General features: G+C 68.5%; 31 protein-coding genes. 17 read left to right on the top strand and 14 right to left on the bottom strand.

The window, feature by feature from the left end; all coding sequences use genetic code 11:
- Positions 1–306: 306 nt before the first annotated feature.
- A complete protein-coding gene (locus JUB13_RS04060; RefSeq protein ID WP_207477370.1) occupies positions 307–699 on the top strand; it encodes a GFA family protein in 393 nt (130 codons plus the stop codon).
- Between the two features lie 53 nt (positions 700–752).
- On the opposite strand, the gene JUB13_RS04055 is transcribed toward JUB13_RS04060, so the two are convergent.
- Positions 753–1514, bottom strand: coding sequence for an SDR family NAD(P)-dependent oxidoreductase (locus JUB13_RS04055; RefSeq protein ID WP_207477369.1), 762 nt, complete (start codon positions 1512–1514; stop codon positions 753–755).
- A gap of 684 nt (positions 1515–2198) precedes the next feature.
- Here JUB13_RS04055 and JUB13_RS04050 point away from each other — a divergent pair.
- The 9 genes from JUB13_RS04050 (at position 2199) to JUB13_RS04010 (ending at position 9706) form a co-directional block, all read left to right on the top strand.
- Positions 2199–2981, top strand: a complete 783-nt coding sequence (locus JUB13_RS04050; protein ID WP_207477368.1) for an alpha/beta fold hydrolase — start codon at positions 2199–2201, stop codon at positions 2979–2981.
- Between the two features lie 463 nt (positions 2982–3444).
- A complete protein-coding gene (locus tag JUB13_RS04045) occupies positions 3445–3777 on the top strand; it encodes a cupin domain-containing protein (RefSeq protein WP_207477367.1) in 333 nt (110 codons plus the stop codon).
- Positions 3778–3984: 207 nt separating this feature from the next.
- Entirely contained in the window at positions 3985–4365 is a 381-nt protein-coding gene (locus JUB13_RS04040) for an ArsR/SmtB family transcription factor (protein ID WP_207477366.1), read from the top strand.
- An 80-nt stretch (positions 4366–4445) separates the two neighbouring features.
- Positions 4446–4973, top strand: a complete 528-nt coding sequence (locus JUB13_RS04035; protein WP_207477365.1) for an arsenate reductase ArsC — start codon at positions 4446–4448, stop codon at positions 4971–4973.
- 38 nt (positions 4974–5011) lie between these two features.
- Positions 5012–6043 carry an ACR3 family arsenite efflux transporter gene (gene arsB, locus JUB13_RS04030; RefSeq protein ID WP_207477454.1) on the top strand — a complete coding sequence of 344 codons (1032 nt, stop codon included), beginning with the start codon at positions 5012–5014 and terminating at the stop codon, positions 6041–6043.
- A 12-nt stretch (positions 6044–6055) separates the two neighbouring features.
- Positions 6056–6817 (top strand): arsenical resistance protein ArsH, encoded by a 762-nt coding sequence (arsH, locus tag JUB13_RS04025; RefSeq protein ID WP_268914313.1) that lies wholly within the window; start codon positions 6056–6058, stop codon positions 6815–6817.
- A 6-nt stretch (positions 6818–6823) separates the two neighbouring features.
- The gene (locus JUB13_RS04020) at positions 6824–7900 is read left to right on the top strand and encodes an ArsO family NAD(P)H-dependent flavin-containing monooxygenase (RefSeq protein ID WP_207477364.1); all 1077 of its coding nucleotides are present in this window, start codon (positions 6824–6826) and stop codon (positions 7898–7900) included.
- Positions 7901–8024: 124 nt separating this feature from the next.
- A complete protein-coding gene (gene arsN2, locus JUB13_RS04015) occupies positions 8025–8480 on the top strand; it encodes an arsenic resistance N-acetyltransferase ArsN2 (protein ID WP_207477363.1) in 456 nt (151 codons plus the stop codon).
- The gene (locus JUB13_RS04010) at positions 8480–9706 is read left to right on the top strand and encodes an MFS transporter (protein ID WP_236024679.1); all 1227 of its coding nucleotides are present in this window, start codon (positions 8480–8482) and stop codon (positions 9704–9706) included. Before arsN2 ends, JUB13_RS04010 begins: the two co-directional genes overlap by 1 nt.
- 185 nt (positions 9707–9891) lie before the next feature.
- On the opposite strand, the gene JUB13_RS04005 is transcribed toward JUB13_RS04010, so the two are convergent.
- On the bottom strand, positions 9892–10221 hold the full coding sequence (locus JUB13_RS04005) for an HU family DNA-binding protein (RefSeq protein WP_207477362.1): 330 nt from the start codon (positions 10219–10221) through the stop codon (positions 9892–9894).
- Between the two features lie 298 nt (positions 10222–10519).
- On the opposite strand from JUB13_RS04005, the gene JUB13_RS04000 reads away from it, so the two are divergent.
- A complete protein-coding gene (locus JUB13_RS04000) occupies positions 10520–10894 on the top strand; it encodes an NUDIX domain-containing protein (RefSeq protein WP_456237106.1) in 375 nt (124 codons plus the stop codon).
- 98 nt (positions 10895–10992) lie between these two features.
- On the opposite strand, the gene JUB13_RS03995 is transcribed toward JUB13_RS04000, so the two are convergent.
- A complete protein-coding gene (locus JUB13_RS03995) occupies positions 10993–11793 on the bottom strand; it encodes a response regulator transcription factor (RefSeq protein ID WP_207477361.1) in 801 nt (266 codons plus the stop codon).
- 529 nt (positions 11794–12322) lie between these two features.
- On the opposite strand from JUB13_RS03995, the gene JUB13_RS03990 reads away from it, so the two are divergent.
- From JUB13_RS03990 to JUB13_RS03980, 3 genes are all read left to right on the top strand, one after another.
- Positions 12323–12562, top strand: coding sequence for a hypothetical protein (locus tag JUB13_RS03990; RefSeq protein ID WP_207477360.1), 240 nt, complete (start codon positions 12323–12325; stop codon positions 12560–12562).
- 98 nt (positions 12563–12660) lie between these two features.
- The gene (locus tag JUB13_RS03985) at positions 12661–13896 is read left to right on the top strand and encodes a flagellar hook-length control protein FliK (RefSeq protein WP_207477359.1); all 1236 of its coding nucleotides are present in this window, start codon (positions 12661–12663) and stop codon (positions 13894–13896) included.
- 15 nt (positions 13897–13911) lie between these two features.
- Positions 13912–14619, top strand: coding sequence for a flagellar hook assembly protein FlgD (locus JUB13_RS03980; protein ID WP_207477358.1), 708 nt, complete (start codon positions 13912–13914; stop codon positions 14617–14619).
- A gap of 105 nt (positions 14620–14724) precedes the next feature.
- Here JUB13_RS03980 and JUB13_RS03975 read toward each other — a convergent pair whose 3' ends face one another.
- From JUB13_RS03975 to flgF, 5 genes are read right to left on the bottom strand one after another with little or no spacing between them, the layout of a single operon-like run.
- Complete coding sequence (locus tag JUB13_RS03975; RefSeq protein WP_207477357.1) at positions 14725–15183, bottom strand: flagellar basal body-associated FliL family protein; 459 nt, start codon at positions 15181–15183, stop codon at positions 14725–14727.
- A 4-nt stretch (positions 15184–15187) separates the two neighbouring features.
- Entirely contained in the window at positions 15188–15919 is a 732-nt protein-coding gene (gene flgH / locus JUB13_RS03970) for a flagellar basal body L-ring protein FlgH (RefSeq protein ID WP_207477356.1), read from the bottom strand.
- An 11-nt stretch (positions 15920–15930) separates the two neighbouring features.
- Complete coding sequence (gene flgA, locus JUB13_RS03965) at positions 15931–16638, bottom strand: flagellar basal body P-ring formation chaperone FlgA (RefSeq protein WP_207477355.1); 708 nt, start codon at positions 16636–16638, stop codon at positions 15931–15933.
- Between the two features lie 11 nt (positions 16639–16649).
- Positions 16650–17435, bottom strand: coding sequence for a flagellar basal-body rod protein FlgG (gene flgG / locus JUB13_RS03960; protein WP_207477354.1), 786 nt, complete (start codon positions 17433–17435; stop codon positions 16650–16652).
- A 3-nt stretch (positions 17436–17438) separates the two neighbouring features.
- On the bottom strand, positions 17439–18170 hold the full coding sequence (gene flgF, locus JUB13_RS03955; RefSeq protein WP_207477353.1) for a flagellar basal-body rod protein FlgF: 732 nt from the start codon (positions 18168–18170) through the stop codon (positions 17439–17441).
- 142 nt (positions 18171–18312) lie between these two features.
- On the opposite strand from flgF, the gene JUB13_RS03950 reads away from it, so the two are divergent.
- Entirely contained in the window at positions 18313–20883 is a 2571-nt protein-coding gene (locus JUB13_RS03950) for a hypothetical protein (protein ID WP_207477352.1), read from the top strand.
- 52 nt (positions 20884–20935) lie between these two features.
- Here the strand turns inward: JUB13_RS03950 and JUB13_RS03945 are convergent, their stop codons facing one another.
- From JUB13_RS03945 to JUB13_RS03925, 5 genes are all read right to left on the bottom strand, one after another.
- The gene (locus JUB13_RS03945) at positions 20936–21748 is read right to left on the bottom strand and encodes a hypothetical protein (RefSeq protein WP_207477351.1); all 813 of its coding nucleotides are present in this window, start codon (positions 21746–21748) and stop codon (positions 20936–20938) included.
- A gap of 120 nt (positions 21749–21868) precedes the next feature.
- On the bottom strand, positions 21869–22369 hold the full coding sequence (locus JUB13_RS03940) for a hypothetical protein (RefSeq protein ID WP_207477350.1): 501 nt from the start codon (positions 22367–22369) through the stop codon (positions 21869–21871).
- Positions 22370–22460: 91 nt separating this feature from the next.
- On the bottom strand, positions 22461–22760 hold the full coding sequence (locus JUB13_RS03935) for a hypothetical protein (protein ID WP_207477349.1): 300 nt from the start codon (positions 22758–22760) through the stop codon (positions 22461–22463).
- Positions 22761–22876: 116 nt separating this feature from the next.
- Positions 22877–23539: a LuxR C-terminal-related transcriptional regulator gene (locus JUB13_RS03930; protein ID WP_207477348.1), complete on the bottom strand. Its 663-nt coding sequence runs from the start codon at positions 23537–23539 to the stop codon at positions 22877–22879.
- A gap of 240 nt (positions 23540–23779) precedes the next feature.
- Complete coding sequence (locus JUB13_RS03925) at positions 23780–24037, bottom strand: hypothetical protein (RefSeq protein WP_207477347.1); 258 nt, start codon at positions 24035–24037, stop codon at positions 23780–23782.
- A 125-nt stretch (positions 24038–24162) separates the two neighbouring features.
- Here JUB13_RS03925 and JUB13_RS03920 point away from each other — a divergent pair, with 125 nt between their 5' ends.
- Positions 24163–24333, top strand: coding sequence for a hypothetical protein (locus JUB13_RS03920; RefSeq protein ID WP_207477346.1), 171 nt, complete (start codon positions 24163–24165; stop codon positions 24331–24333).
- A gap of 272 nt (positions 24334–24605) precedes the next feature.
- Here the strand turns inward: JUB13_RS03920 and JUB13_RS03915 are convergent, their stop codons facing one another.
- The gene (locus tag JUB13_RS03915; protein ID WP_207477345.1) at positions 24606–25064 is read right to left on the bottom strand and encodes a pentapeptide repeat-containing protein; all 459 of its coding nucleotides are present in this window, start codon (positions 25062–25064) and stop codon (positions 24606–24608) included.
- 690 nt (positions 25065–25754) lie between these two features.
- On the opposite strand from JUB13_RS03915, the gene motA reads away from it, so the two are divergent.
- Complete coding sequence (gene motA / locus JUB13_RS03910; protein ID WP_207477344.1) at positions 25755–26642, top strand: flagellar motor stator protein MotA; 888 nt, start codon at positions 25755–25757, stop codon at positions 26640–26642.
- Positions 26643–26645 lie beyond the last annotated feature (3 nt).

Here is a 26645-nt window from a genome sequence, read left to right as displayed (position 1 = left end):
TTGCCGGCACGGGGCTTCACGTTCCGGTGACGAGCTTCGGCCGTTCGGTATCCCGGGCGCTGCCCGGCAACGGGGTGCGTTCAGCAGCAAGTGAAGTCGGCTGCGGGCCCCCGCAACCAGATCCCAGCCGCCGTGGGCCCAGCCCCCGGCGGCTTCTCTTTGCCTGCTCGTCACCGCCCGCTGGGGATGGTTCCGCAGGAGAGGGGCCGGCAGCGGAGACGGGCGGGGGGAGGGGAGACCCCGCATGGACGGCGAACGGGGTTCGTCGTAAACATCCCACCTGCCTGGTTTCGGAGGAGACGCGGCATGGACCGGTTCACCGGCGGCTGCCTGTGCGGCAGCGTCCGCATCGTGGCGTCGGGGCGCCCATACCGGGTCGGCCTCTGCCACTGCCTGGACTGCCGCAAGCACCATGGGGCGCTGTTTCATGCGTCCGCAGTGTTTCCCCAGGATGCGGTGGCGATCGAAGGCGAGACGCGCGACTACGCAGGACGGTTCTTCTGCCCCCGCTGCGGCTCCTCCGTCTTCTCTCGCAGCGCGGACGAGATCGAGGTCAACCTGGGATCGCTGGACGGTCCTGACCAGTTGAGGCCGACCTACGAACTCTGGACTGTCCGCCGCGAATCCTGGCTGCCGCCTTTTCCACTCGCGAGACGGTACGACCGCGATCGTGACGGTGCGGGCCGCTCTGAGGAGTAGCCTTGACCCCTGGCGGGCCGGGTTGCCCCGGCCCGCGTGACCCCGTCCTTTCCTCAGCCGATGGCGACGCTCATGCCGCCGTCGGCCATCACGACCGACCCGACCATGAAGCTCGCCCTATCGGAGGCGAGGAACGCGACGATCTCTGCGATCTCCTCGGGCTTGGCGGCTCGGCCGATAGGGGCGTTCTTGCCGTGCTCGCCGAGGAAGCTGCGGCCGTCTTCCATGAAGTGGTTCAGAAGATTGGTCACGACGTCGCCGACGCCGATCGCATTGACCCGGATTCCATATTCGATCGCCTCCAGGGCCAACGTGCGTGTGAGCTGCGCGAGGGCACCTTTGGAGGCGGTGTAGGCGGCGATGCCCGGGAACGCGAAATAGGCGGCATAGGAAGCGATGTTGACGATGGCGCCCGACCGGTTCGGCATCATCACCTTCATGGCCTCGCGCGAATGCAGGAAGGCGCCGGTGACGTTCGTCTCCATCTGCCAGTTCCAGTCCTCGCGCGTCATCTCGACGACGGGCTTGTAGAGGATACGGCCGGCATTGTTGACGAGGATGTCGAGCCTGCCGAAGCGCTCGACGGCGAGACCCACTGCTCTCTCGGCCGCGCCGTCCTGTGTGATGTCCGCAACGAAGGGAGTAAGGCCGTCTCGGGCGAGGCCCTCGACCTCCGGATTGATGTCCTCGGCGACCACCTTGGCGCCGCGGGCATGGAGCAGCTCCGCAATGGCGCGGCCGATACCGCTCGCAGCGCCGGTGACGAGCGCCACCTTGCCTTCGACCTCCTGCACCTCACCCGTTATGTGGGTCATGATCGTCTCCTTTGCGGTTGCGTGGACAAGGAAGGCCACTCCCCCTGGCTGGAAAGCCAGGAGGATCGACAGGCCGCAATCTGATTGGCCGTAAGCCGGAAGGCCTCCGATGTGCTGACTCAACAAAGACCGGGGCCATTAGTCTCATTTCTAAAGGAGAGGGCCGGAGAAGGCGGCCGTGATGTCTTCTACAGGGCGAGAAATCGGGAAGACTCGCGGATGTATATCAATCCTATGGTTGATCCAGCCCGGTGATGACAGTGCCGTGACGTTATGAATACACTGGTAGGCACGGTGAAAGAACTCCTATCCATGGCCGGCGCGTCACCATCGGACTTGAAATCTGCGCCACAGGGTTCGGGTGTCCTCTCGGCGGTGCAGGCTCACGCCTGCTCAAGATGCCGGGCCGGGGCGAGATGCCCACTTCGCAAATTCGGCCGGACCGTCTCGGGATGCGAGTAAACCTGCCGTCCGGCACGCAGGCGCCCGACCAACACATCAATTCACAACGCTTAACTCGTCGCAGCCCCCGCTCGCTGCCTAGCTTTCCTTGCCGCTGTCCACCGACAGACGGACGCAGGGCCGGAGGGATGACCGTCCGGAAGATCCAAGCGGCCGAGCCCTGCGGCGGGCCGCCAAAGCCAGCTGCCGATCAAATTCCGACGCGAAGAGAGGAACCCGACCATGAAGACCACCGCTTCCGCCCTTCTGGCCACTGCCATCCTGGCCGCAGGCCTCCAACCCTCCGACGCGTCCGCGCAAGGCCAGGCGCCCGGCGTGCGCAACGTCGTCCTGGTACACGGCGCCTTCGCCGACGGCTCGGGCTGGCGCGGCGTCTACAACGATCTGACCGCCAGGGGCTATCGCGTCGCGATCGTGCAGAATCCCCTCACCTCGCTCGCCGACGACGTCGCGGCCACCCAGCGCGTGCTCGACCGCCAGGACGGTCCGACCATCCTCGTCGGTCACTCATGGGGTGGTACGGTCATCACCGAGGCAGGAGTCGATCCGAAGGTCGTCGGCCTCGTCTATGTCTCTGCGCTGTCGCCCGACGCCGGCGAGACGACCGCGCAGCAGTACAAGGGGTTCGCCGCCACCCCGGAATTCGTCATCGACGTTCAGAAGAGCGGGTACGGCTTTCTGAGCCCGAACCATTTCAAGGCGGGGTTCGCCCATGACGTCAGCGATGCGGAGGCCGCATTCATGCGGGATTCGCAGGTGCCGATCAACATGTCGGTCTTCGAAACCACTCTCAAGAACGCAGCCTGGCGGACGAAGCCGAGCTGGGCGGTGATCGCCACCGAGGATAAGGCGTTCGACAACGCCATGCTGGTTCACATGGCCAAGCGTATCAACGCAACCATCGTCGAGACGAAGGCCAGCCATGCCGTCTACGTGACTCAGGCGAAGGTGGTCGCCGACACGATCCACAGCGCTGCGCAGAGCGTGGTCAAAGCCGCGAAGTAACGACGCAGCGTCAGGAGACCGGCTGGAGCGCGCAGAAGGAGACTTCTGCGCGCTTCTTTGTTCCGGCGGGTAGTCTTGGCATACGATTTGATAAGCCATCGCGGATCGTTCGTCGCCTATCGGGGCGACGCAAAAGCCATCGGGGGGCGCGCCAGAGCGGAAGGGGCCGGCCGGCGTTTCCCGCCAGCGCGGCTTCGCGCTCATCCAGGAGGCGCGTGTTCGGATGCGCCGGCATGGGCCTGGGACGATGCCGATCGATCCAGTTCAGCATGTCGCTGAATTCATGCCGCTGGATGTCCCGGCCTGCCGGGTGGAAGAAGGTGGATCCGGAAGGAACGGATGCGCCATTCCCAACCCGGAACGAGAGGGACACGCCATGGAACCATCCGGGAATGCTGCCCCAGCACCGATCATTGGAGGCCGAGGCTCGGCGCCGCTGGCTGCGCGAGGGAGCACGCTCGTCGTGCGGGAATGGACCGGGCCGGGGCCGCGCTACCTGCACATCCACCGTTCCGACGACGAGGCCTGGCATGTGCTCGAAGGCGCGCTCCGGTTCCGCTTTGCGGACGCAGAGGTCGAGGCGCCCGCGGGTACGACCGTCTTTGTGCCCGCGGGCGTCGCGCATACCTACGAAATCGCGTCGGAGCCCTGTCGCTATCTGATCCTTCTCACGCCCAATCTCGACCGGCTCATCGCGCGGCTGCGGGACCTGCAGGACGTGTTCCGGATCCCCGAGACGCTCGCCGAACATGACACCGTCCTGTTCGGGAGAACGGATCCGGATCGCCCTGGCTGAAGTCTGCGAGGTCCGGTGCTCATGACGCAGGGAAGGGGCAAGCCCCTCCGTGACCTGCGCGGCCCCCAAGGGCTCAGGCATCCATCGGAACCGCTCGGCCTTCGTGCCCGCTGCGCAGGCGACCCGCACCATTGACGCGGCGCCGCCGCTTCGATATTTAGACGGTACTGGAAATATCGAAGAGACCGCTTCGAGCGGGGCTGGACCATGGAGAAAAAGGAGGCCTTGACGGCGCTGTCCGCGCTCTCGCAGGAGACCCGCCTGGATGTCTTCCGCATGCTGGTCCAGGCGGGTCCGGACGGACGCTCGGCGGGAGCCATCGCCGATGCGTTGGAGGTTACCCCCGCGACGCTCTCCTTCCATCTGACCCAACTCATGCATGCCGGGCTGATTCTCCAACGTCGTGAAGGTCGATCGCTGATCTATTCGGCCGATTTCGACCGCATGAACGGCCTCGTCGGCTTCCTCGCCGAGAATTGCTGTGGACATCCGGTCGATCCCGCCGCGTGCGGCCCGATCTGCGTGCCGTCCGGCGATGCAGCGAACGCCGCCGAGCGCGGCGACAAGGGCGCGGCCTCCCGTGCCTGACGCCGGGATCCGCCACTCGGCCGTGATCGCTGCCGGCGAGGCGGGCTGCTGCGCCCCCTGATCAATGAGGAGCGGGAACCATGGCCGAGGATCGCATCTACAACGTACTTTTCCTCTGCACGCACAACAGCGCGCGCAGCGTGATGGCGGAAGCGATTCTGAACCGCGACGGCAAGGGGCGCTTTCGAGCCTTCAGCGCCGGCAGCCATCCGGCCGGGCGCATCAATCCCAACACGCGCGACCTCCTGGAGCGGCTTCGCTTCCCGACTGACAGCCTACGCTCGAAGAGCTGGGATGAGTTCGCCGCGCCAGATGCCCCCCGCATGGACTTCGTCTTCACGGTCTGCGACAGCGCCGCCGGCGAGGTCTGCCCGGTCTGGCCGGGACAGCCGGTCACGGCCCATTGGGGCTTCCCCGATCCGTCCACCGCGCACGGAAGCGAGGCGGAGAAGGCTGCCTTCACGGCCGACGTGTTCCGCCAGATCCAGCATCGCCTCCAGGCTTTCATGAGTTTGCCGATCGCCTCGCTGGACCGTCTCGCCCTGAGGCGGAGGCTGGACGAGATCGGCCGCGAGACCAGCGGCGCGGCGGCCGAGGGACCGGCATGACCGCTGATGTCGATCCCATCACGGCAGCCCGCCCCGTCATGGGGATCTTCGAGCGCTATCTGAGCGTCTGGGTCGGGCTCTGCATCGTTGCCGGCGTCGCGCTCGGCCACCTGGCGCCCGGCGTCTTCCAGGCGATCGCCACGGCCGAGATCGCCCGGGTCAACCTGCCGGTTGCGGTGCTGATCTGGCTGATGATCGTGCCGATGCTTCTGAAAATCGACCTGGGCGCCCTCGGGCAAGTCCGGGAACACTGGCGCGGCGTCGGCATCACGCTGTTCATCAACTGGGCCGTCAAGCCGTTCTCCATGGCGCTGCTCGGCACGCTGTTCATCGGCCATCTGTTCGCGCCGCTTCTGCCGCAGGACCAGATCCCGTCCTACATCGCGGGGCTGATCCTGCTCGCGGCGGCGCCCTGCACCGCCATGGTGTTCGTGTGGTCGAACCTGTGCGAGGGCGAGCCGCACTACACGTTGAGCCAGGTGGCGCTGAACGACCTGATCATGGTCTTCGCCTTCGCGCCTCTGGTCGGTCTGCTCCTGGGCATCGCCTCGATCACGGTCCCCTGGGACACACTGCTGCTCTCGGTCGTCCTCTACATCGTGATCCCCGTGCTGGCGGCCCAGCTCTGGCGCCGCGGCCTGCTGGCATCGGGCGGCGAGGCCGCGCTGAACCGGACCCTGGGCGTGCTCCAACCCGTCTCGCTGCTGGCGCTGCTGATGACGCTCGTGCTGTTGTTCGGCTTCCAGGGCGGGCAGATCCTCGCGCAGCCCATGCTGATCCTGCTGCTTGCCGTACCGATCCTGATCCAGGTCTACTTCAATGCCGGCCTCGCCTACTGGCTTTCCCGCCGCTTCGGCGTCGCCTGGTGCGTGGCGGCCCCTGCGGCGCTGATCGGCGCCTCGAACTTCTTCGAACTCGCCGTGGCGACGGCGATCAGCCTGTTCGGCCTGGGCTCCGGCGCCGCGCTCGCCACGGTGGTCGGCGTCCTGGTCGAGGTGCCGGTGATGCTCAGCGTCGTCGGGATCGCGAAGGCCACGAGGCCGTGGTACGAGCGCGCAGACAGCGATTGAGGGGAGGGGACCTTGCGGGACACGGACATTTCCCAGGACGACACCTTTCCGAGCCTGGACGAGCGCTTCCTCGACACTCCCAACCTCGATCGGCTGAGGCCGGAGCGTGTCTCGACGCACCCGCCGCGCATCCTGCTGCTCTACGGCTCGCTGCGCGATCGCTCCTACAGCCGCTTCCTGGCCGAGGAATCAGCCCGCCTCCTGCGGCGCATGGGCGCCGAGACGCGGATCTTCGACCCTCGCGGCCTGCCCTTGCCCGACAGCGTGCCCGCCGATCATCCCAAGGTCGCCGAGCTGCGTGCATTGTCGCTGTGGTCCGAGGGGCAGGTCTGGGTCAGCCCGGAGCGGCACGGCACCATCACCGGCGTCATGAAGTGCCAGATCGACTGGCTGCCGCTGGTGAGCGGCGGAATCCGGCCGACACAGGGGCGTACGCTGGCGGTCATGCAGGTGTCGGGCGGGTCGCAGTCGTTCAACGCGGTCAACGCCATGCGGCTGCTCGGCCGCTGGATGCGCATGGTCACGATCCCGAACCAGTCCTCGGTCGCCAAGGCCTTCCAGGAATTCGACGAGGCAGGGCGCATGAAGCCTTCGCCCTACTACGAGCGCGTCGTGGACGTGATGGAGGAGCTCTGCAAGTTCACGCTCCTCGTCCGCGACCGCAGCGACTACCTGACCGACCGCTACAGCGAGCGCCGCGAGGCCGCCCTGAAGGCCGAGACCGAGGCGCAGGCCCTCGCCGCCGCCGCGATGGACGGCGAGAGGAAGGCCTAGCGTCCCATGGCGGGCGCCGTGGACGTCGTGGTGATCGGTGGCGGCCAGTCCGGGCTTGCCGTCGGCTATCATCTCCGGCGGGCAGGCCTCTCCTTCATCATCCTGGATGCCGAGGCCGCGCCCGGCGGGGCGTGGCGGCACGCGTGGCGGTCGCTGCGCCTGTTCTCCCCGGCCACGTGGTCCTCGCTTCCCGGGTGGCTGCTCAACGGCGGCGAGACGACCTATCCCGGCCGCGACGACATCCTCGGCTATCTCTCCCGCTACGAGGCCCGCTACGAACTGCCGGTCCGCCGACCGGTGACGGTCCGCTCGGTCGGGACGTCGGAGGACGACCTCGTCCGGGTGGTGACCGACGCCGGAGACTGGACGGCCCGTATGGTCGTGAGCGCCACCGGCACCTGGCGCCATCCCCTCATCCCGGATTATCCTGGCCTTGAGACGTTCCGGGGCGTCCAGATCCACTCCGCCAACTACCAGGCGCCCGAGCCGTTTGCGGGACAGCGGGTCCTGATCGTCGGCGGCGGGAACTCCGGCGCACAGATCCTTGCCGAGGTGTCCAAAGTCGCGGCGACGACGTGGGTGACCCTGCGGCCACCGGTGTTCCTGCCGGACGAGGTCGACGGCCGGGTCCTGTTCCACCGGGCCACCGCGCGCATCAAGGCGCTGCAGGAGGGGCGCGATCCGGACGCGATCCCGGGCGGGTTCGGGGATATCGTCATGGTGCCGCCCGTGGTGGAGGCCCGGAGCCGCGGCGTGCTGCGATCCGTCGGGCCTCCGGCGCGATTTACAGAAACCGGAGTGATCTGGCGCGACGGAGCATCGTCGGAATTCGACGCGGTCATCTGGTGCACCGGGTTCCGGCCGGCGCTCGATCACGTCGCCGGCCTCGGCCTCATCAGAGAGGACGGCACCATCGAAGTCGACGGCACCCGCTCGATCCGCGAGCCGCGGCTCTGGTTCGTCGGCTACGGTGGCTGGACCGGGCCTGCCTCCGCGACGCTGATCGGGGTTGGCCGCAGCGCGCGTGAGACCGCCGCGCGGATCTCCGAAGCGCTCGGCGCGGCGAGGCAGGGCGGGCGCTGAAGGACGTGCGCGCCCGGGACGAGGACATCCTTGCCACACGATCCCGTATTGTCGGGATCATCGAAATTATGCGTTGATGGCCCTCGTGCCCGCACGGGAGCATGAACGAGGGCTGGGATAGTCGATGACCGGGACGATGCTCGGCGGATTGGAGACCGTGGACGGCGGCGATGCGGGGCTGGTGGCGTTGCTTCGCGCTCATGGGCTGCCGACGGATGATCTCCGCGAACCCGGCCGGACGTTCTTCCGGCTCGGCACGCCTGACGGCACGACCGTGGGCTATGTCGGGCTGGAACTGCATGGCCGCGAGGCGCTCCTGCGCTCGCTGGTGACGGACGACGGGGCCCGTGGGCGCGGTCACGGCACACGCCTCGTCGAGCATGCCGCAAGCGAGGCGGCGGCGCTCGGCGTCGAGGATCTATATCTGCTCACGACCACCGCTGCGGACTTCTTCGCGGTGCGCGGCTTCGAGCGGGTGGAGCGCCGCAACGTGCCCCCGACGATCGCTTCCACCCGCGAGTTCGCCAGCCTGTGTCCTGCCTCGGCCACGGTGATGCGGCGGCCGCTGAGCAGGGTCTGATGTCACCCAGGCCCATGCGGACATTGGTTCCGGCCCTTTGCGCCGCCGAGATCCTCGGCATGGCCGGGTTCGCCTGCTTCGCGGCCCTGCTGCCGGAACTTTCCGCGGAATGGGGCCTGTCCAGCACCCAGGCCGGATGGGTGAGCGGCATCTATTTCGGGGGCTACATGGTGGCCGTTCCGGTGCTGGTCAGCCTGACGGACCGTATCGATCCGCGCCGGATCTACCTGGTCTCGACGCTGCTCTCCGGCGCCGGCGCGCTCGGCTTCGCGGCCCTGGCGGAGGGCTTTCTCTCGGCCATGGCCTTCCAGGCGCTCGCCGGAATGGGACTGGCCGGAACCTACATGCCGGGGCTCAAGGCGCTGAGCGACCGCCTCTCCGGTGCGGCGCAATCCCGTGCCACCGCGTTCTACACCTCAAGCTTCGGCCTCGGCACCAGCCTCTCCTTCCTGATGGCGGGCCAGGTCGGGATGTGGCTGGGATGGCGCTGGGCGTTCGGGCTGGCAGGCGTCGGAACGCTGATGGCGTTCCTGATCGTCGCCCTCGTGCTGGAGCCGCGGCCACCCGTCCGGCCGGAAGGACCTGCCCGGCACCTTCTCGACTTCCGCCCGGTCCTGTCCAACCGCCCCGTCATGGCGTCCGTAGTCGCCTACACGGCGCACAACTTCGAGCTCTTCGGCTTTCGCTCCTGGATCGTCGCATTCCTGGTGTTCAGCCAGGGCCTCCAGCCACCGGGCGGCTTCGCCGTCGAGCCGACGGTCGTGGCCGCGCTGCTGATCCTGGTCGGCATCCCCGCAAGCGTGCTCGGCAACGAGATGGCCCTGCGCATCGGCCGGGTGCGATGGGTCGTCGGGGTCATGGGGACATCCGCCGCGCTGGCCTGCGTGCTCGGCTTCGCGGCGCCGCTGCCGACCATGGGCGTCCTCGCCCTGTGCGTCCTGTACGGCGCGACGGTCACCGCCGATTCCGCGGCCCTGACCTCCAATGTCGTGGCGGTCGCGGACCCGGCGTACCGGGGCGCGACCATGGCGCTCTACTCGGCTGTCGGGTTCGCCGGGTCCTTCGCGGGGCCGCTCGTCTTCGGGACGGTCCTCGACCTGGTCGGCAGCCAGGAGGCGTCCGGCTGGGGCCTGGCCTTCGCGGCCATGGGCGCCGGCGTGGCGGTCGGCCCGCTGGCGCTCCTTGCGGAACGGGCCGCAAGTCGCAGAACCGGCACCTGCCGCTGAACGTCCGCCCGCGGCGCGCCTCCACGCCGTCCGGCCGGCCGACGACGCGCGCCGCGGGATCTGCTGCGCGCTCTGGCGCGAGCGTGCCGAAGGGGCTCCGGCGTCCCGGGGAATGAAGGCCCCGGATTTCTCCGGGGCCTTTGCGCGTCCGATCCGGACGATGCGCCGGGGGCAAGCGCCAAGGGTCAGCCGTTGACGGCGTCCTTCAGGCCCTTGCCCGCCGAGAACTTCGGCGCCTTGCTGGCGGCGATATTGATGGTCTCGCCCGTGCGGGGGTTGCGGCCCTCACGCGCGGCCATCTCGGCGACCTTGAAGGTGCCGAAGCCCGTCAGCCGCACTTCGTCCCCCTTCTGGAGGGAGGTGGTGATGCCGTCGAAGACGGCCTGCACCGCCTTGCCGGCGTCCGCCTTGCTCAGCCCGGACGTCTCGGCCACGAGGGCGGTCAAATCGGACAGGTTCATCACGTGCTCCTCTGCTGTCTGAACCGGCCGCACGGGAGGCCGGCAGCTCGACATGCTGATCCGTGCCCTACCTCGGCTAGCACGGAGCGCCGGCAAGCGGTTGGGACTTCAGTTGGGTCTGCCGGTCCCGGCGGGCCATCACGCTCCGTCGATCTCCCGTGTGACGCCTTCCCGGACCGGAGCCTGGTCCGGTGGTCCGGCTTAGACCATGATGCTGCCGGGCGCCGGCCGCGCGGCACAGCGGGGCAGGGCAGGGTGTGGCGGGAGGCACCAGGACATGGAGCAGGCATCATGAGCGGAAACGGCCCGGCGCCCCGCGTCGGATGCGGCGCCGCGATCATGCGGAGGCAGGATCCTGCTCGTCAGGCGACGGTGCCCGCCCGAGGCCGGGCACTGGGGGCTGCCCGGCGGCAAGGTCGACTGGCTGGAGCCCGTCCCCCGGGCGGTCGCGCGCGAGATCGCGGAGGAGCTCGGTATCGAGATCCGCGCCGAGCGCCTCCTCTGCGTCGTCGACCAGATCGATGCCGCGGCGCAGGAGCACTGGGTGGCGCCCGTCTATCTCGTGGAGGACGCGCGCGGCGAACCGCGCATCCTGGAGCCGGCGGCACTTGCGGAGTGCGGGTGGTTCGCGCTCGAAGGGCTGCCTTCGCCTCTGACCCGGGCGACCTTGGTGGCCCTTGACCACCTGCGTGACCGTGGTCCGGGAGGCCGAGCCGCCTCGGCCTGACGGCGGCCGAGCGGCTTCCAAAAGGAAGGAGCCGCCCGGGACCGAGGTCCCAAGGCGGCTCCTTCCTGCCGAATTTGCGGTATGCGGAGGGGACGGCCTCAGCCGGCCCCTCCGGCTACGAGCGCGAGCCCGGCGCCCTTCGCGCGGGACAAGGCATCCATGGACAGCGACGGGGCCGCCAGCACGGCGGCCGCCGCGACCTCGGCCTCGTCGAGCTCCTGCGGGGCCTCGAGCTTGTAGCCGCGCCCGTAGACGGTCTCGATGTACTTCCCGCCATCGGTCGCCTGGGCGATCTTCTTGCGAAGCTTGCAGATGTAGACGTCGATAACCTTGTCCAGCGTGTCGACGCCGGAGAGCCCGTAGACGGCCTCGTAGATCCGGTCCTTGGACACGACGCGGCGGTGGTTCAGCGCCAGGACCGTGAAGATCGCGTGCTCGCGCTGGCTCAACCGCAGGCGGATGCCGTCGATCTCGGGATCGCGCCCGTCGAGGAAGGCGGTGAGACGTCCGATGCTGATCGCGCTCGTGTTGTGGCCATGGGCGCGACGGCGCGCGGCCTCGATGCGGGCGGCGATCTCGGGTCCGTTGATAGGCTTCACGAGTACGTCGTCCGCCCCGGCCTGCAGGAGCTTCACCGTCGAGCCGGTGCACCTGAAATCGAGCAGGCAGACGACTGCGCAGCTCACGCCGTTGCGGCGCAGGTCGGCCACGATCGCTGCCGGATCGCCCCCGGATCCCACAACGACGGCATCATAGTCGCAGCGCTCCCGACCCATCCCGATCATGGTGCTGTCAAGTTCATCGGGGGAAATGATCTCGGTCGAGATACGCACCTTCTTCAGCATGCTGCTCGTAGCAACCGCGATTCCGCGGCTCTTCTCGATCAAGAGGATGCGCATAAGGGCTTCTCCACTTCGCCGGCCTTGGGAGGTTCGGGGCACGCAAGTGCTTCCAGCCCCCCTGAGCTTGTGGCCAAATGTCATCATTCGAGGCGGTGTCAGTCAATAAGGTGGTGCTACTTTCGGATTCGCGAGGATTGTAGATTTAACTGGCGCTTTACCGGTGTTTACCATTTTCGTCAGCGGAGCTCAGGCTTCCTTAAAGCAAAGAAATTTGGTATAAAATGCAATCTATACCCGAAACCTTTGGCAGCGCGCCGAGCGGCGGGCTTGGACCGAATCCCGCCAGCACCCTTTGCCGAGTCGCTGGCGGGAATCTGCCGCTTACACGTCCTTAACGAATTCGGTTGATGGGCACCTGTCCGGTCGTCGCAAAATTGGCACAGTCACGTCTCTAAAAAAGGGGTTATTCACCCGGTCCGGCTGGGGAAGGCGAATCAACAGCGGTGCCACGCGCCGCGTCGGGCGACACGAAATCTTCTCTTCAGATTCCGGTGCTATGGTACTTTCGCAACCAAGGGGGGCGGCCATGATTGATCGCGAGATCAGCGTGGTACACGAGCTTCAGGGTCTTCTCGTCAAGGCCTGCGAGCTGTCGGACGAAAATGGGCTTTCGCGCCTGCGCGACCTGCTGACCTATCTCAGCGAGGGTGCGGATCTCGTGGAGTTCCGCTGCGACGTCCCCGAGGGGCTCGAGCACAATCCCGTCCTGCGACGCATGCTCGCCACCGAGAGGCTTCTGACCGATCTTCCGATGGGACGCGCCTGATCCCGAAGCGGCCTCGGAACTTGCTGGCTCGGGAATCGAAACCCTGGTTTAGAACTCGACGCCTATGCTGATCCTCGCATTGTTTCCGCGAGGAGCGCATGGAAGACGTCAAGCTGGTCCCGGCCACGCGCGCCGAGCGCCGTCCAGCATCGCCGAGTGCAGCGTCCGATGCCCGGCAGGGCGCATTCGACGCTGCCGTGGACGAAGCGGGATCGCAACCGCAGCGAACCCCGACATCCGATCCCATCCCGCCGCGCGCCGGCGCCGAGGCGCCTGCCAGGCCACAGGGAGCCGCGCCCTGGACCGGCGCTGACGAGGCGCAAGGCTCCGAGCCGGCCGCGCTGATCGTTCCGAACCCCTACCTGTCCATGCAGCCGGTCCCGGCAGCCCCGGGCCTGCACCAGGCCGGAGCCGCGGCCGCCACTGCAGGCGGGGAATTGCCGGCGGACGGAGCGACGCTTCCCGCGGGCGCGATCCAGCCTGCCGGCGCGCAGGTCCCGCCGCCTGCCATTCCGGGCGCCCCGTCCAGCCCCGTGCCCACGCCCGATGCTGTCGCGGCCACGGCGTCGGACGCAGCCGCAGGCGCAACGCCGCTCCCGCAGCCCGAGCGGCCCGCACCGCAGGCGGGGCGTATCCAGGCCGGGCGGCCGGCGGCGGTCCCGGACGCCCCCCGGGCCGACGCCGAATCCGCGGGGGCCGCGGCGGCGAAGGCCGCGGCCGGCGCCCCGGAAAAGACCGGCGCCGGCGCGATCAAGGCGATGGTCCCGGAGACCGGTACGCAGCGCGAGCCCGGCCGCGACACGGCGGCGGAGGCGTCGGGACCCCTTGCCGGCCCGGCGCGCCCTTCGATCCCGCAGGGGGCAGAGGCAACGGCAACGACCTTCCGCGCTGCTGCCCCGGGCCCGGCGCCACACCCGTCCGAGCAGTTCCGTGAGCAGGTCGTGCGCGTGCTCGTCGCCGGGAAGAACGAGTTCCGCATCGAGCTGACGCCGCCCGAACTCGGCCGCGTGCATGTTAAGGCTGCCATGGACGATGGCGCGGTCGGGCTGGTGATCCAGGTGGACCGGGCCGAGACGCTGGACCTGCTGCGCAGGGACCTTCCCGCCCTTCAGCGCGCGCTCGGCGAAGCCGGCATGCGGCTCGACACCGGCAATCTTCAATTCCAGCTGCGCGGCGACGACGCTCCGCGTGGCTCGGGCCTGCCCTTCGCGGATCGGGACGGCACCGCCGGGCAGAACCGCCGCCACTGGGACGATCCCACGGCGGAGGAGGCCAGGGCGCCGCGGGAGATCGCGGTCGCCACGGCCGAGGGCGTCCTCGACGTATTGGTCTGATCCCGGAGCAGGTTGATGATTTCCAGCACCACCTCACCCAGCGGCGCCGCCGGATCCGGCGGCGCAGGGCTCGGCGCCGAGCAGAAGACGGACGCCAGCGCCACCTCGGCCGGCCTCACCGGCGCGGCGAAGGCCAGCGTCGACTACCAGTCCTTCCTGAACCTGCTGACGGCGCAGCTGAAGAACCAGGATCCGCTGGCGCCGTTGGACGGAACGCAGTTCGTGACCCAGCTCGCACAGTTCTCCTCGGTCGAGCAGGCGGTCCAATCGAATCAGAGGATGGCCGAGCTGCTGGAGGCCATGAAGGCCAGCGGCGCGCGTCTCGACATGGCCTATCTCGGACGTTCGGTCCAGGCGGAGACGGACGTCTTCGGCCTCTCGGGCGGCAAGGCTGAGGCGGTCTACGTCCTCGAGGGCGAGGCGACGAAGGTCAGCATCGACATCCTCGACGCCGGCGGGAAGGTCGTGCGCACGCTGCCCGGCGAGACGGCCTCGGGCAAGCACACGCTCTCGTGGGACGGCCGGAGGGCCGACGGGACGCAGCTTCCCGACGGCGCCTATCAGATGAAGGTGACGGCGGTCGGCAAGGACAAGCGTCCGGTGAGCACCGCGACCGTGGTGACGGACACCGTGGCCGAGGTCCGCTATATCGACGGCGGCACCGTGTTCGTGCTGAAGGGGGGCGCCCAGGTCTCGGGCGGCCAGATCCTCTCGGCCTCCTGACGGCACGGCCGCTCCGGACCCCGCGTTCGCAGCGGCCGACCGCGCCAGCCCTCCATCGCGCGGTCTCGACCGCGTCAGCGGTGCCAGCGCGGTGAGACCGCGGGCTCAGCCGCGCCGGTTGTCCTGGCGCAGCAGCCTTTCGAACAGAACCGCGCGGACGTTGCCGGGGCCGATCCGCTCTTCCGCGGCCTTCTGCAGGACCTGCGCCGCGGCCGCGGGGTCTACGGCCGGCCCTTCGAAGAAGCCGCTGCCGCTCAATCCGAAAAGCGCCTGGAGCAGGGCGTCTCGCAGCGTCGGCAGCCTTTGGCGCATGACTTCCGCCTGGGCGGGGCCGGACGCCTCCACCGTGAGCTGGGCGAGGACGATCGCGGTCGTTCTGCCGCCCGCCATCACGGGAACCGCGAACTGTCCGGCATCCACGAAGACCGAGGCGCTGGCCTCCTCTGCCGCAGTCCCGGCAGGTGCCGGCGCGCCGGGATTCGAGGGCCTGGCGAGCAGGCCGGCACCATAGCCGCCGGCGAAGGCGGCGGCTGTCGCACCGGCGAGGAGGATCAGCGCGCGCATGGCCTCACCACGGCATGATGATGTCGAAGATCTGCTGTCCGTAGCGCGGCTGCTGGACGTCGGTGATCTGGCCGCGCCCACCGTAGGAGATCCGCGCCTCGGCGATCCGGTCGTACTGGATCGAGTTCACGTTCGAGATGTCCTCGGGCCTGATCACGCCCGCGATCCGCAGCTCGCGCAGCTCGAAGTTGACCCGCACCTCCTGGCGCCCCGCGATCACGAGGTTGCCGTTCGGCAGCACCTCGGTGACCAGCGCTGCGACCCGCAGGGCGATCCGCTCGGCCCGGTTCACGGAACCCGTGCCCCTGCTGGTGCTGCCGCTGTCGAGCTCCACCAGGTTCTCGGGGTCGACCGCGTCCGGAAGCACGTTCTTGAGCTTGCCCTGCAGTCCGAAGAAGGAGGGAAGGGCCGCGTTCTCGCTGTTCTCGCGTTCGCGCTGGGTCTCGTTCTGGAGTTGCGCCTGGTCCTCGATGTCGATCAGCACGGTCAGGATGTCGCCGATCGTCTTGGCGCGCTGGTCGCGGAAGAAGCTGCGCGCTCCGACGCGCCAGAGCGACGAGCTCTCGGACTCGACGATCGACGGCGGCGGCATGGGCAGCGAGACGACCCTGGCCTCGGACTGCAGCGCGGGGTTGGTGATCTGGCTGATGGCGGGGGCGGAGCCGACCTCGGACAGCCGGGCGCAGCCGCCCAGGGCAGCCGCGGCGACAAGGGGAATCAGGCAGCCGATGCGCATGTCCGGGCTCCTCACGGCTTGACGGCGACCCGCTCGGGTCCGGTGACGGTCCCGGTGACGACCCCGCGGCTGGCCGCGTTCATGACGCGTACCGTGTCGCCGACGCCGCCGTCCTGCAGGGCGCGGCCCTGCGCCGCGAGGTGCAGCGCCCCGTCCTCGTAAACGAGGACCACGGGCTTGTTGCGCTCGACCACGATGGGCGCGCCGACCGACCCACGCATGATGATCCTTCCCGGCGAGAGCTGTCGCCGCGCGGCTTGGCCGACCAGCGTCGCGCGGTCGGTCAGGGTGGTGGCGGACAGCCGGTCGACGGGCATGGGAACGACGGCGAGGTCTCCTTCGCCGATGACCTCGCCGGGCAGCAGGCGCCGGGTCGGAACGGGCACGTCCACCTCGATCTCGGCGCTGCCGCCGACATCGAAGAGCCGCTCGCCGCTGGCGACGACGGCCTGGAACTGCCCCGTGCGCGGGTCATAGCGGAGGTCCCGCACGGCCTGTGCCGGGCCTGGGAAGGGCAGGGCGAGGCGCACCGAGACCCTGGCCTCGGACGGCATTGCAGGGCCGAGGGTGGCGGCGACCTCGGTCGCCAGCAGCTCCTCGACAGCGGCCGCCTGCGCTGGGCTTGCGAGCGGCGCCTGCAGGGCGAGCGCGAGAATGGGGACGAGCGCCGCGCTGCGGCGGGGGACGAGCGTCGCGCCGCGGCGGCGGATGCACGGCATGGCGGACGGTCTCAGCGGATCTGGTTGGCGGTCGCCGCCATCTGGTCGCCGGCCTCGACGACCTTGGAGTTCATCTCGTAGGCCCTCTGGGCGGCGATCAGGTCGGTAATCTCCTGCACCACGTTCACGTTCGAGGTCTCGAGGTAGCGCTGGCGGATCGTCCCGAAGCCCGGCGATCCCGCATTGCCGGTGGTCGGTGCGCCCGAGGCCGGCGTCTCGCGGAAGAGATTGTCGCCCAGCGCCTCGAGCCCCGCCGGATTGACGAAGACGCTCATCTCGATGCGTCCTTTCGATTCCGCCGTCGCGTTATCCGCGACATAGGCCAGGACCTCGCCGTTACGGTTGATGGCGACCTCGCGCGTGTTCTCCGGGAACTCGGTCACACCCATGACCTTGTAGCCATCGGCGGTGACGAGCGCGCCTTCCGGCGAGAGCTTGAAGCTTCCAGCCCGGGTATAGGCGGTCTCGCCGTTGGGCAGCTCGACATTGACGAAGCCGCGCCCCTCGATCGCGATGTCGAGCTCGTTGCCGGTCGAGGTCAGGTTACCCTGCGTGTTGATCCGGTTCACGGCGGCCGCCTTGGTGCCGAGGCCGATCTCGGTGCCGGCGGGCACCACGTTGCCGGTGTCCGAGGACACGCTGCCCTGGCGCCGCTCGCTCTGGTACATCAGGTCCTGGAACTCGGCCCGCGACCGCTTGAAGCCCGTGGTGTTGATGTTCGCGATGTTGTTCGAGATGACTTCGACGTTGAGCTGCTGGGCCATCATGCCGCTGGCGGCAATGCTGAGGACTCGCATGGTTCAGGCTCCCTGTGCCGGTCTGCCGAGGCGGGAGATGGCGCCGCGCAGCAGCTCCTGACCCTCCTCGATCATCTTGGTGACGCTCTGGTAGTCGCGGGTCAGCTCCATCATCCGCGACATCTCGACGATGGGTCGGACATTCGCGCTCTCCAGCATGCCCTGGACAATCCGTGCGCCCGCGGCCTGCTGCGGCTGGTCGCTCGCGAAGAGGCCGTCGGCCTGCCGGGTCATGGACTGCTCGTCGGCGAAACGCACGACGCCGATCCGGGCGAGAGGCGCGCCGTCGGCGCTGATCCGGCCTTCCGGCGAGATCTCGATCGCGGCCGTCTCGGCCGGCAGGTCGATGGGCAGTCCGCCGTCGTCGAGCACGGCGTGACCGCTGATGGTGACGAGCTGCCCAGCCTCGCTGCGCGCCATCCTGCCGTCGCGGGTGAACCGTTCGCCCTCGGGCGTGTCCACCCGCAGCCAGCCATCCCCGTCGATCGCGACGTCCAGCGGGTTGCCGGTCTGGCGCATTGGTCCGGCCTGGGTATCCGTGTAGGTGGCGCGGTCGATGGTGAAGGCGACCTCCTCGGTGCTCTTGCGTCCCGCGCGCTCGATGGCCGCTTCGAAAAGCATGCGGTCGGCACGGAATCCGACCGTATTCATATTCGCGATGTTGTTCGCGACCACCTCGAGCTGGCGCCGCAGGGCAATCTGCCGAGAAAGGCCGATATAAAGCGGGTTCTCCATCGTCTACATCCGCGATTTGAACGCGGGTTTAACCTAGGTGGTCGAGTTTAAAGCCACGTTTCGTTTTTGCCGGGCCCGGTGGTGACTTGTCGTCCGGCCAGAACGGCGCGTATTGGATTTTATGTAATTGCCTGGGGTGCGCATGAACCGCCTCTTCTCGACCCGGCTGATCCCGGCCGGCCTGCTCTTGGCCTTGTCCGTTGCGTCTCCGGCGCGGGCCGACGACGGGCCGCTGCGGGTCCTGCTGGGCGAGCACGGCGCCCACAGCCGGCTCGTGGTCGTGCTGCCCAAGGGGGGGCGTGCGGTCCTGGAGCCTCAGAGTTGCGGCGGGCGCGTGGTTCTAGGCAGGGCGTCGCGCTGGCCGCTGGTCGAACTGAACAGGACATGGGTGAAGCGCCTGTCCGACTTCCAGACTGCCGACAAGGGACGCGCGCTCGAATTCGCCTGGCCCTGTGGGGCGGAGGCCAGGGCCTGGCGCGAGCGGAACGCGTTCATCGTCGATGTGGCTGATCCCGTCCAGGACAAGCCGTCCCAAGCTTCGACGGCCGAACGGTCCGAGCCGCTCGCCGAGGCCGCGGCACCCGCGCGCAGTCCCGCAGCGGCCGAGCCGCCCCCCGTGCCGGTCGCTGCGGCATCCGATCCCGTTCCCCCGCCGGGGCCGTCCCAGCCGGCGTCTCCCGCAGGCGCGGCCGGGCCGGCTTCCGTGGCCGCGTCGGGGGCGCCCCAGCCGCTGATACCGCCGGAGGGACGCATGCCCAGCCGGCGCACGGCGTCGCCGACGCCCGAGCACGCCGTCGCGAATGCCGATGCCCCGTTGCCGGCGGCCATACCCGTCGCGGCGCCTGCGGGGCCGGCCTCCGCGCCGCCGGCGCCGAGGGGCTCGCGGCAGGCGCGCGACGCGTCGGCGCCCGGTGTGCGGCCGTCCGTCGATCCCGGCCTGGCGGATGCCGTGCGGCGTGCTGTCGATCAGCTCGGCACGGCGGACGCACCGGCTCCGCGAACCGCTCGACCCGGCCAGCGCGAGGGGGAGGCCGCGCCCAGCCTTGCCATAGGTCCCTTTGATCCCGCCGGCTGGGCCGGCCCCGATCATTCCCGGCGGAACGCCGAGTTGCGCGGGGCGCTCGACGCCGCCGCGCCGGCCCAGCGTGCCGAGGCGGCGCTCGCGCTCGCACGCTTCTATCTCGGCTGGGCGATGCCCGAGGAGGGGCGCGCCGCCCTTCAGGAGCTCGGGCCGCAGGCGACGCAGCCGCAGCGCAACACGGCCAAGGTCCTGGAGGAGGCGTTCCGCGTGACGTCCGGGCTGCCGGGCCCGGAGAAGGGCCTCCTCGTGACGACCCGCCCGGTGACGACCGACGATCACGTGGCCTGGCGCGCCGTCGCGCAGGCGCATCCCATCGCCGGGCCGGATGCCTGGCGCGAGGCCAGGCGGGACCTTCCGGCAGCGCTGCGGCGCCTGGCGGTCTATCCGCCGATGCTGCGCCTGCGTCTGTTGGGCTTCCTTGCCGACGGCGCCTCGGCCGCAGGCGACGCGGACGCTCTCGACCGGGTCGTTGCGCAGCTTGGCGCGCCCGATTTGGCGGCGCTCGCACCGCCGACGGAGCTCTACAGGGGGCGAGCCTCGGAGCTGCGCGGGCAGCTCGATACCGCCCTCGCGCAGTACGAGCGCGCCGGCGCCGGCGCCGGCCGGGCCGCCAGTCGCGCGCGGCTCGCCGCTCTGGAGCTGCGTCGCACGGCCGGACGGATCGACGATGCGACGCTGATCGACGCGCTGGAGAGCCTGCGCCGGGACTGGCGCGGCGATGACGTTGAGCCGGAGGCGCTGCGCGCGCTTGGCGAGGCGCAGATGCGCGCCGGCCGGATCGGCGGCGCGCTTGATGCCCTGGACCTGCTGGTGCGGCGCTTCACCGGTGCCCCTCAGGGCGGGGACAGCGCCCGTGCGGCCCGCGGCCTGGTCGACGCGCTGATGGATCGAGGGCAGGGGCTCGACCCCCTGGCGCTGCACCTTCGCTATGTCGACCTGATCGCGGCCGTCGATCCTGATGGGGCGCTGCGCCGCCGCCTTGCCGCGAAGCTGGCCGGCTCCGGCTTCGGCGTCGAGGCCGAGCGGCTGCTCTCCCGGGCGGCTGAATCCCTCGAAGGAGAGCCGGCTGCCGGCGCGGCGCTCGATCTTGCGGCGCTGCTGATCGCGGACGACCGCCCGGTGGAAGCCCTCGACACCCTCCGGCACGTCAGCGAGCGGGCGCTGCCCACCGCCACGGCGGACCGGCTTCGGCTGCTGCGCGCCGAGGCCCTGCTACGGGGCCAGCGCCCGTTGGAGGCGCTGGAGGCGGTCCGGACCCTCGAGGGAGCCGAGGCCGCCCGCCTGCGCGCCGCCGTCTTCTCGGAGGCCGGCGAATGGCGTGCGGCGAAGACGGCCTATGCCGGAATCCTGGAGGCCGCGCCGGCCACGCCCCGCAACCCCGACGACGTGGCACGCTACGGCATCGCTGCCTTCCGGTCCGGCGACGAGGTCGCGCTGAGGGAGGCCAATGCGCGCTATCGCGCTGAACTCCGGAACACCCGGTGGGAGGGGCTGCTCGAGGTGCTGGCGGGGGCGCCCGCCCCAACGCAGCAGGCTCCGGTATCGCGGGACGAGGTCACGCGCGAGTTGGAGGCAGCGGCCAACCTGATCGGCGTGGCTGCACGCTGGTCCGCGCCGGCTGCGCCGCGGTGACCGCGCCCGGGTAGAGCGCGGGCGCCGGGCTCCGGAGACGGCGATTTCGGCTTCACGCTGTACGGTTCGGGACCGCCGTGGCGCTGGCCTTGCTCTGGATCCAGCGGAAGCCTTCGTGCTTGGTGATCGCGGCGATCTCGACGGCGCCACCGACGGACTTCGGCATGAAAACCGCGAAGCGCACGAAGCCAATCGTCGTCTCGACCAGGAAGCGCGCCAGATCGATCGCGTCCTGGATCGGCATGGCTGGGACGGCGAGCGTCGCGTATAGATCCTTGACCAAGTTCTCCTGAAGCCTGCCGGCGTCATGCGGCGGGATCCCGTGCTTCACCAGGGCGTTGCCGATATCGAAGCCGAGCCCCAGGATCAGCCGGTTCAAGGCCTCGTATTGCCCGTCCCACAGGACGCCGAAGCTTGCCTCGTCCATGATGAGCCGCGGTGGCGGGCAGCCAAGCTGGGTCATGTTGACCTCCCAGACCTCGGCCAACGGACGGCCCGACGAATAACCGCAAATCCGCAGCTGGATGCTCGTCTCGTCCCGGCAGGCCGCCACCTTCTCTTCGAAGAGGAACCGCCGCAGCTTCCCGGAAACCTCCGCCATGGTGTAGGCGCCGGGGTCGAGGCGCCAATCAGCATGGGCTGGGCTGCGCCCTTCGAAGCGCTGCCGCAGATCCTTCATCAGCGTCTCGACGGATTCGTTGCCGATGCCGCCGGAGCCCGTGGACATCGCGCCGATCGGAAGTCCGCTGCACAGGTTGGCAATTTTATTCGCATGGGCATAGACCTGCCCGCTGACCATGGTTCCGGCGCTATCTGCCGCCATGACGATGCCGTCATTGATCTTCACGGAGACGATGACGGTCATTGCGGACTCTTCCCTGACTGCCGGTATTTGCGGAAACCGGGCAGATGGCCGGTCGTTGCCAAGGAGGCATTTCGCTGCCCATCGTCCAGCACATCCATGAACCGGCCGGGAAGTGCGCGCTCAGACTCTGGGCTCGGGCTGCGGTCGTCGTCCTGCAAGAAGCGCATGGCCGGAATCGAGCAGGCGGAATGCCGTCTGGCCTGATGGATCGGTAGTCGCCGCCATCTCGGCAAGGACGCCCTGACCCATCATCCGGCGCACGGTGCGGACGAGTACCGCCGGGTCCATCTCGGTTTCCCGCATCAGGGTATGGAGGCTCAAAGGACGAAGGCCACGGCTGTGCCTTCCGAACGCATCCAGCACCGCCGCTCCGCGGGCGGCGGATGCGGCTGCGCCGTCGTGTCCACCGGCTGGCGCTTCGCCGTAGCCGCTCCGCTGGCGCATGTCGGTCTCGTCCATTTCGGAGAGACGCCGTCGCGCCGCGTCCAGCCAGCCGTCGCGGATGACGGGTCGGCGCTGGGACCAGAGCACGCCCATCGGATGGGCGAGCTCGTAGGTCAACTGCGCCAGGGTCTCAACGTCTTGTCGGTCAATCAATTCTCTGCACTCCGCTTCCTTCATTCGGGAAAGCATTCGGGCCGATCCGCACCGGCCATCAAAGGCCCGGCGCGTCGTCACGCCGAGATGGCGGACCGGCGATTCCCCGCAGGGATCAAGATTTCCTGCGGCCGTCGCGAAGCCACGATCCGCCGAAGTCGATGTCCCGGCCATCGGGAGAGAAGTAGCTCCGCTCAGCGGATCGCGTGCGGCGGGGAATCGCATAGAGCTGGTAGTGTCCCCCATGCCGGCCCTGGCAGATCTCGATCAGGCCGGCATCATACATCCTGCGCGTATCGCCGATCTCCTGGCCTGCAACGGTCTGCCATGTCGCCATGGCCGTATCGGTGCGAATGGCCACCAGGTATCTGCGCAGGCGGGCTGGACCCTCGCTTGCCTCGGCGGGAGCCTTCATCTCGTCGATCTCCGATCAAGGGGCCGTGCGATGGGCGGAGCGTCGCACACATCGCTGTCAACCCACGGCAAAGCCTGATGGCGGGTGCGCCGGCTGAAACTGCTGGCGCGCGGGGCTCACGGCGCGGCGGGAGCCGCGCCGAAGCCGTTGTTGAGTGCCCAGATGGCGGCCTGGGTGCGATTGGTGGCGTCGATCTTGCGCAGCAGCCCTTTGAGGTGGACCTTGATGGTCGCCTCGCTGATGCCGAGTGCGTTCGCGATCATCTTGTTGCTGTCGCCGCCGAGCAGGCGCTGAAGGATCTGCGTCTCGCGCCGGGACAGCCCCCTCGGTGACGGGGCCGCGGAGAGGATCTCGTGCCCGGCCGTCCTGCCGCTGATCAGCATCGCTGCCAGATGAGATGGGAATACCTTCTCGCCCATCAGCACGAGACGCAGCGATTGCACCAGGCCAGCGACGGAAATGTCCTTCATCAGAAAGCCGTCGGCCCCTGCCTGGATGGCTTCCGCCATGTCATGAGCTTCCAGGTGGCCCGTAAGGACGACGACATGCGCATGCCGACAGCTGTCCTTGAGGGACCTGACGACCTGCGCCGTGTCGCCCATCGGGGCAGGATCGACGAGCACCAGCCGAGGCTCCGCGCCGGCCGGAATCTCCCGCAGCGCCTCCTCCAGGGAGGAGGCTTCGCTCACCACCGAGAATTCCTCGGCCGCAAACAGTGCTTTGAGCCCTTCGCGAGCCAAGCGGTTCTGATCGACCAGCGCGATCGACGTCGTTTCCATTGCAAAAGTACTCTCGGTGATTTGGCGGGGTCAAATAATGCACTATTCGCCCCGGAATAGCTATAGCGAAATTAACCATTTGGAAACTATTTCGATTTTGTCAGCTGAAATTGCTAGCGTGGTCCCACGGGATACTCCTCGGCCAAGTTCGTCGATCGCTTGGTTCAAAGGGGACGTGTCGGGCGTCGAGGTCGTCTCAGCCCTTCATTCGCCGGGCGAGGATCGCGGTAGGACCACAGGCTACCCCGCCGCTCCATCCTCAAGCAGGATTGCTTCGAGTTCCGAGGGCTCGACTGGCACCACCTGGACCTCTCCCGGATGGGATCCCGGTACCAGGACGACGCTGGATACCCGACGGTAGGCAACGACCGACAGGCCGTCGACCTGCTCCTCCTCGGTCTCGACCGTGTAGGTGCCGGCCGGCACCATCTCGTCCAGCGCCCTAAGCCGAAAAGGCTTCGTGAGGGTGACCGCCGACTGGTTGGATCTTCGCATCATCACTCTCCCCGTCCCACTCTCCCACCCCAGGCTGATCCCTTGCTGGTCGCCGGGGGACCGGTGGCCCGGTCCGTGGCGCCACGACGGCACCATGCGGCGGCCAGCGGCATGACGGACCATCAGCCGTGATCGCGGACGTTCCGCCGCACGTCGGCGTCGGTCAGTCCGAAGAAGCCATCGGCGCGCAGGGTCTTGGCGGTCTGGCGGATCGCTTCCTCGCGCGCGTCCGCCTCGGCGCCGATTTTCGTTCGAGCCGTATCAAGAAAGCCCAGGAAACGCCTGCGGACCTTCTCTGAGAAATCGGATGTGGTTTGCATCATGAACCCCGTTTTTCGGATCGCGAGGGGACCAGGGCACCGGCCTCGGCGCCCACGCGTGACAGGAGCGGAATCGGCTGTCCTATCGCGAAGCCGTCGCCGTGCACGGCTGGCCAGATCTCGGCCGGCCAGTCCGGGCGCTTGCTCGATGCTGAACGCATGGGATGACTCCTCGAAGGAACGAAGTCCATTTCGTGCGATGGGTGACGACGGCGAAGCGGCTGGAGGCTGTGGGGCCTCGGCGGGGCGCATTACCCCTCATGGGGTGCCCGCCTGGACGTCAGTCGACACGGCTCATCGCTTGTGCAGTCCACGGTTCCGAGCAACGCATTCCGGAGCGAGACGCCTTCCATGTTCGCCCCCTCCAGCCCTGCTCCCCGGAGATCGGCGTGGTCCAGCTTCGCGTCCTGCAGGTCTGCGCCGCTGAGGTCCGCATTCGCGATCCTGGCCTCCCACAGTGACGCACCGACGAGCTTGGTGCCTCGGAGCGACGCCCCGCGAAGGTCCGCGTGGTCGAGATTCGCGCCTGCGAGGTCGCTGAGGTCGAGGAGCGCGCTCCGGAGATCGATCCTCCAGAAGGACCGCCCAACCAGATCTCGACCGCTCAGGTCCAGCCGCATGCCCATGGCGCCGTCCGTGGCCAGCCAGAGCCGGTGGCTCTCCAGGCGCTCGTAAAGATCCATCGGGATCGTGTTTCCGCCTTCGGGCATAGAGTCTCCGATCTTGTTTTCTCAGGCCGATATCTGTTTCAGCCCGGTATCTGTTCAGGCGCGGTCATTGCCGAGCCTCCGGTGGGCATCGGCATCCGCAGTGCCGGGTGCTGCTCAAACCAGCCGCAGCGGAATTCCATACTGTCCAAAGCCGGATCGCCACCGCACCTCGTACGCGCCGCCGGACGCCCGACATGCGAGCACCGCGCTTGCGAACCCGAAGGTTTCCGCGGCCTCGGCCTCCTCGATGGCGTGCGAGAGAGCCTCGGAGTAGCTGCCGAAAGGACCGTAGCAATGATTTTCAGAGTGTACCAGCCACTTTCGGTGGGCGCTCGTGACGAAATAAGTAATTGTGGGATCTTGCATCTCCGAACCCTCGGCCCAGGGCAGGATTATTTTCCGGAACCCGGGGGCCCAAATATGTGCATGATCTTGTATATCAGGATTGACTATTTTGGGTGAGGGAGATTTTTCCTGAAGAAATATATTGCGCGAACCGTGCCGGGACCTCTGATTACGAAGGTGCCCCAGCGGGGCGGACCGGGCCGGAAGCCCCGGTGAATCGCCGCGATCGCAGAACGGTACCCGGGCCTTGGGACGGGCGCCGCCGACCGCAGCTTAAAAGCCGCTTTAAACGCGACCGCCTAGGGTCGTCCGGACGCCGCCCGGTGCGGCCCTGGAGGCTTGGCGATGCGATTCATCGTGGGATTCATCATCGTGGGGGGCAGCGTCCTCGGTGGGTTCACCGGCATGGGCGGGCATCTCTGGGTGCTCTGGCAGCCCTTCGAAATCCTGATCATCCTGGGGGCGGCGATCGGCTCCTACGTCGTCGCGAACCCCATGTCGGTGCTCCGCGACACGACGGTGACCATCGGCAGCCTCCTCAAGGGACGCCGCGCCGGGCGCACCGAGTATCTGGAGCTGATCTCGCTGATCTACCTCATCCTGAGGGCGGCGAAGTCCAAGGGCATGAACAGCCTTGAGAAGGAGATCGACAACCCGCGCGAGAGCCAGATCTTCTCGCAATTCCCGAGCGTGCTGCGCCATGAGCGGAGCCTGCGCTTCCTCTGCGACTACCTGCGCCTAATGTCGCTCGGCCTGGAGCGGCCGCACGAGGTCGAATCCCTGATGGACGAGGAGATCGTCACGCTGAGCCGCGAGCTGAACCAGGTCCCCAAGGCGCTTGCCGGCATGGCCGACGGGTTGCCCGCGCTGGGGATCGTTGCGGCCGTTCTGGGCGTGATCAAGGCCATGGGCGCCATCAGCCAGCCGCCCGAGGTGCTGGGGCAGATGATCGGCGGCGCCCTGATCGGCACCTTCCTGGGCGTGCTGATGTCCTATGGCTTCGTGGGGCCGATCGCTGGGGCCGCGCGCCAGCGCCGCGAGGCCGAGCTGAACCGCTACATCTGCGTCAAGGTCGGCCTGATCGCCTATCTGAACGGCTGCGCCCCGCAGATCTGCGCCGAGCACGCGCGCAAGGTCCTGTTTGCGGACGTCCAGCCCAGCTTCGACGAGGTCGAGGGCGCCACCTCCATGGCGTCGCTGGGCAAGAGCCGCGCCGACCGTCAGGCCGCCTGAGGC

Source organism: Arenibaculum pallidiluteum (assembly GCF_017355985.1).
GTDB lineage: Bacteria > Pseudomonadota > Alphaproteobacteria > Azospirillales > Azospirillaceae > Arenibaculum > Arenibaculum pallidiluteum.
Note: the sequence above shows the minus strand (reverse complement) of the source record. Positions and strands in the feature narration are given on the sequence as shown.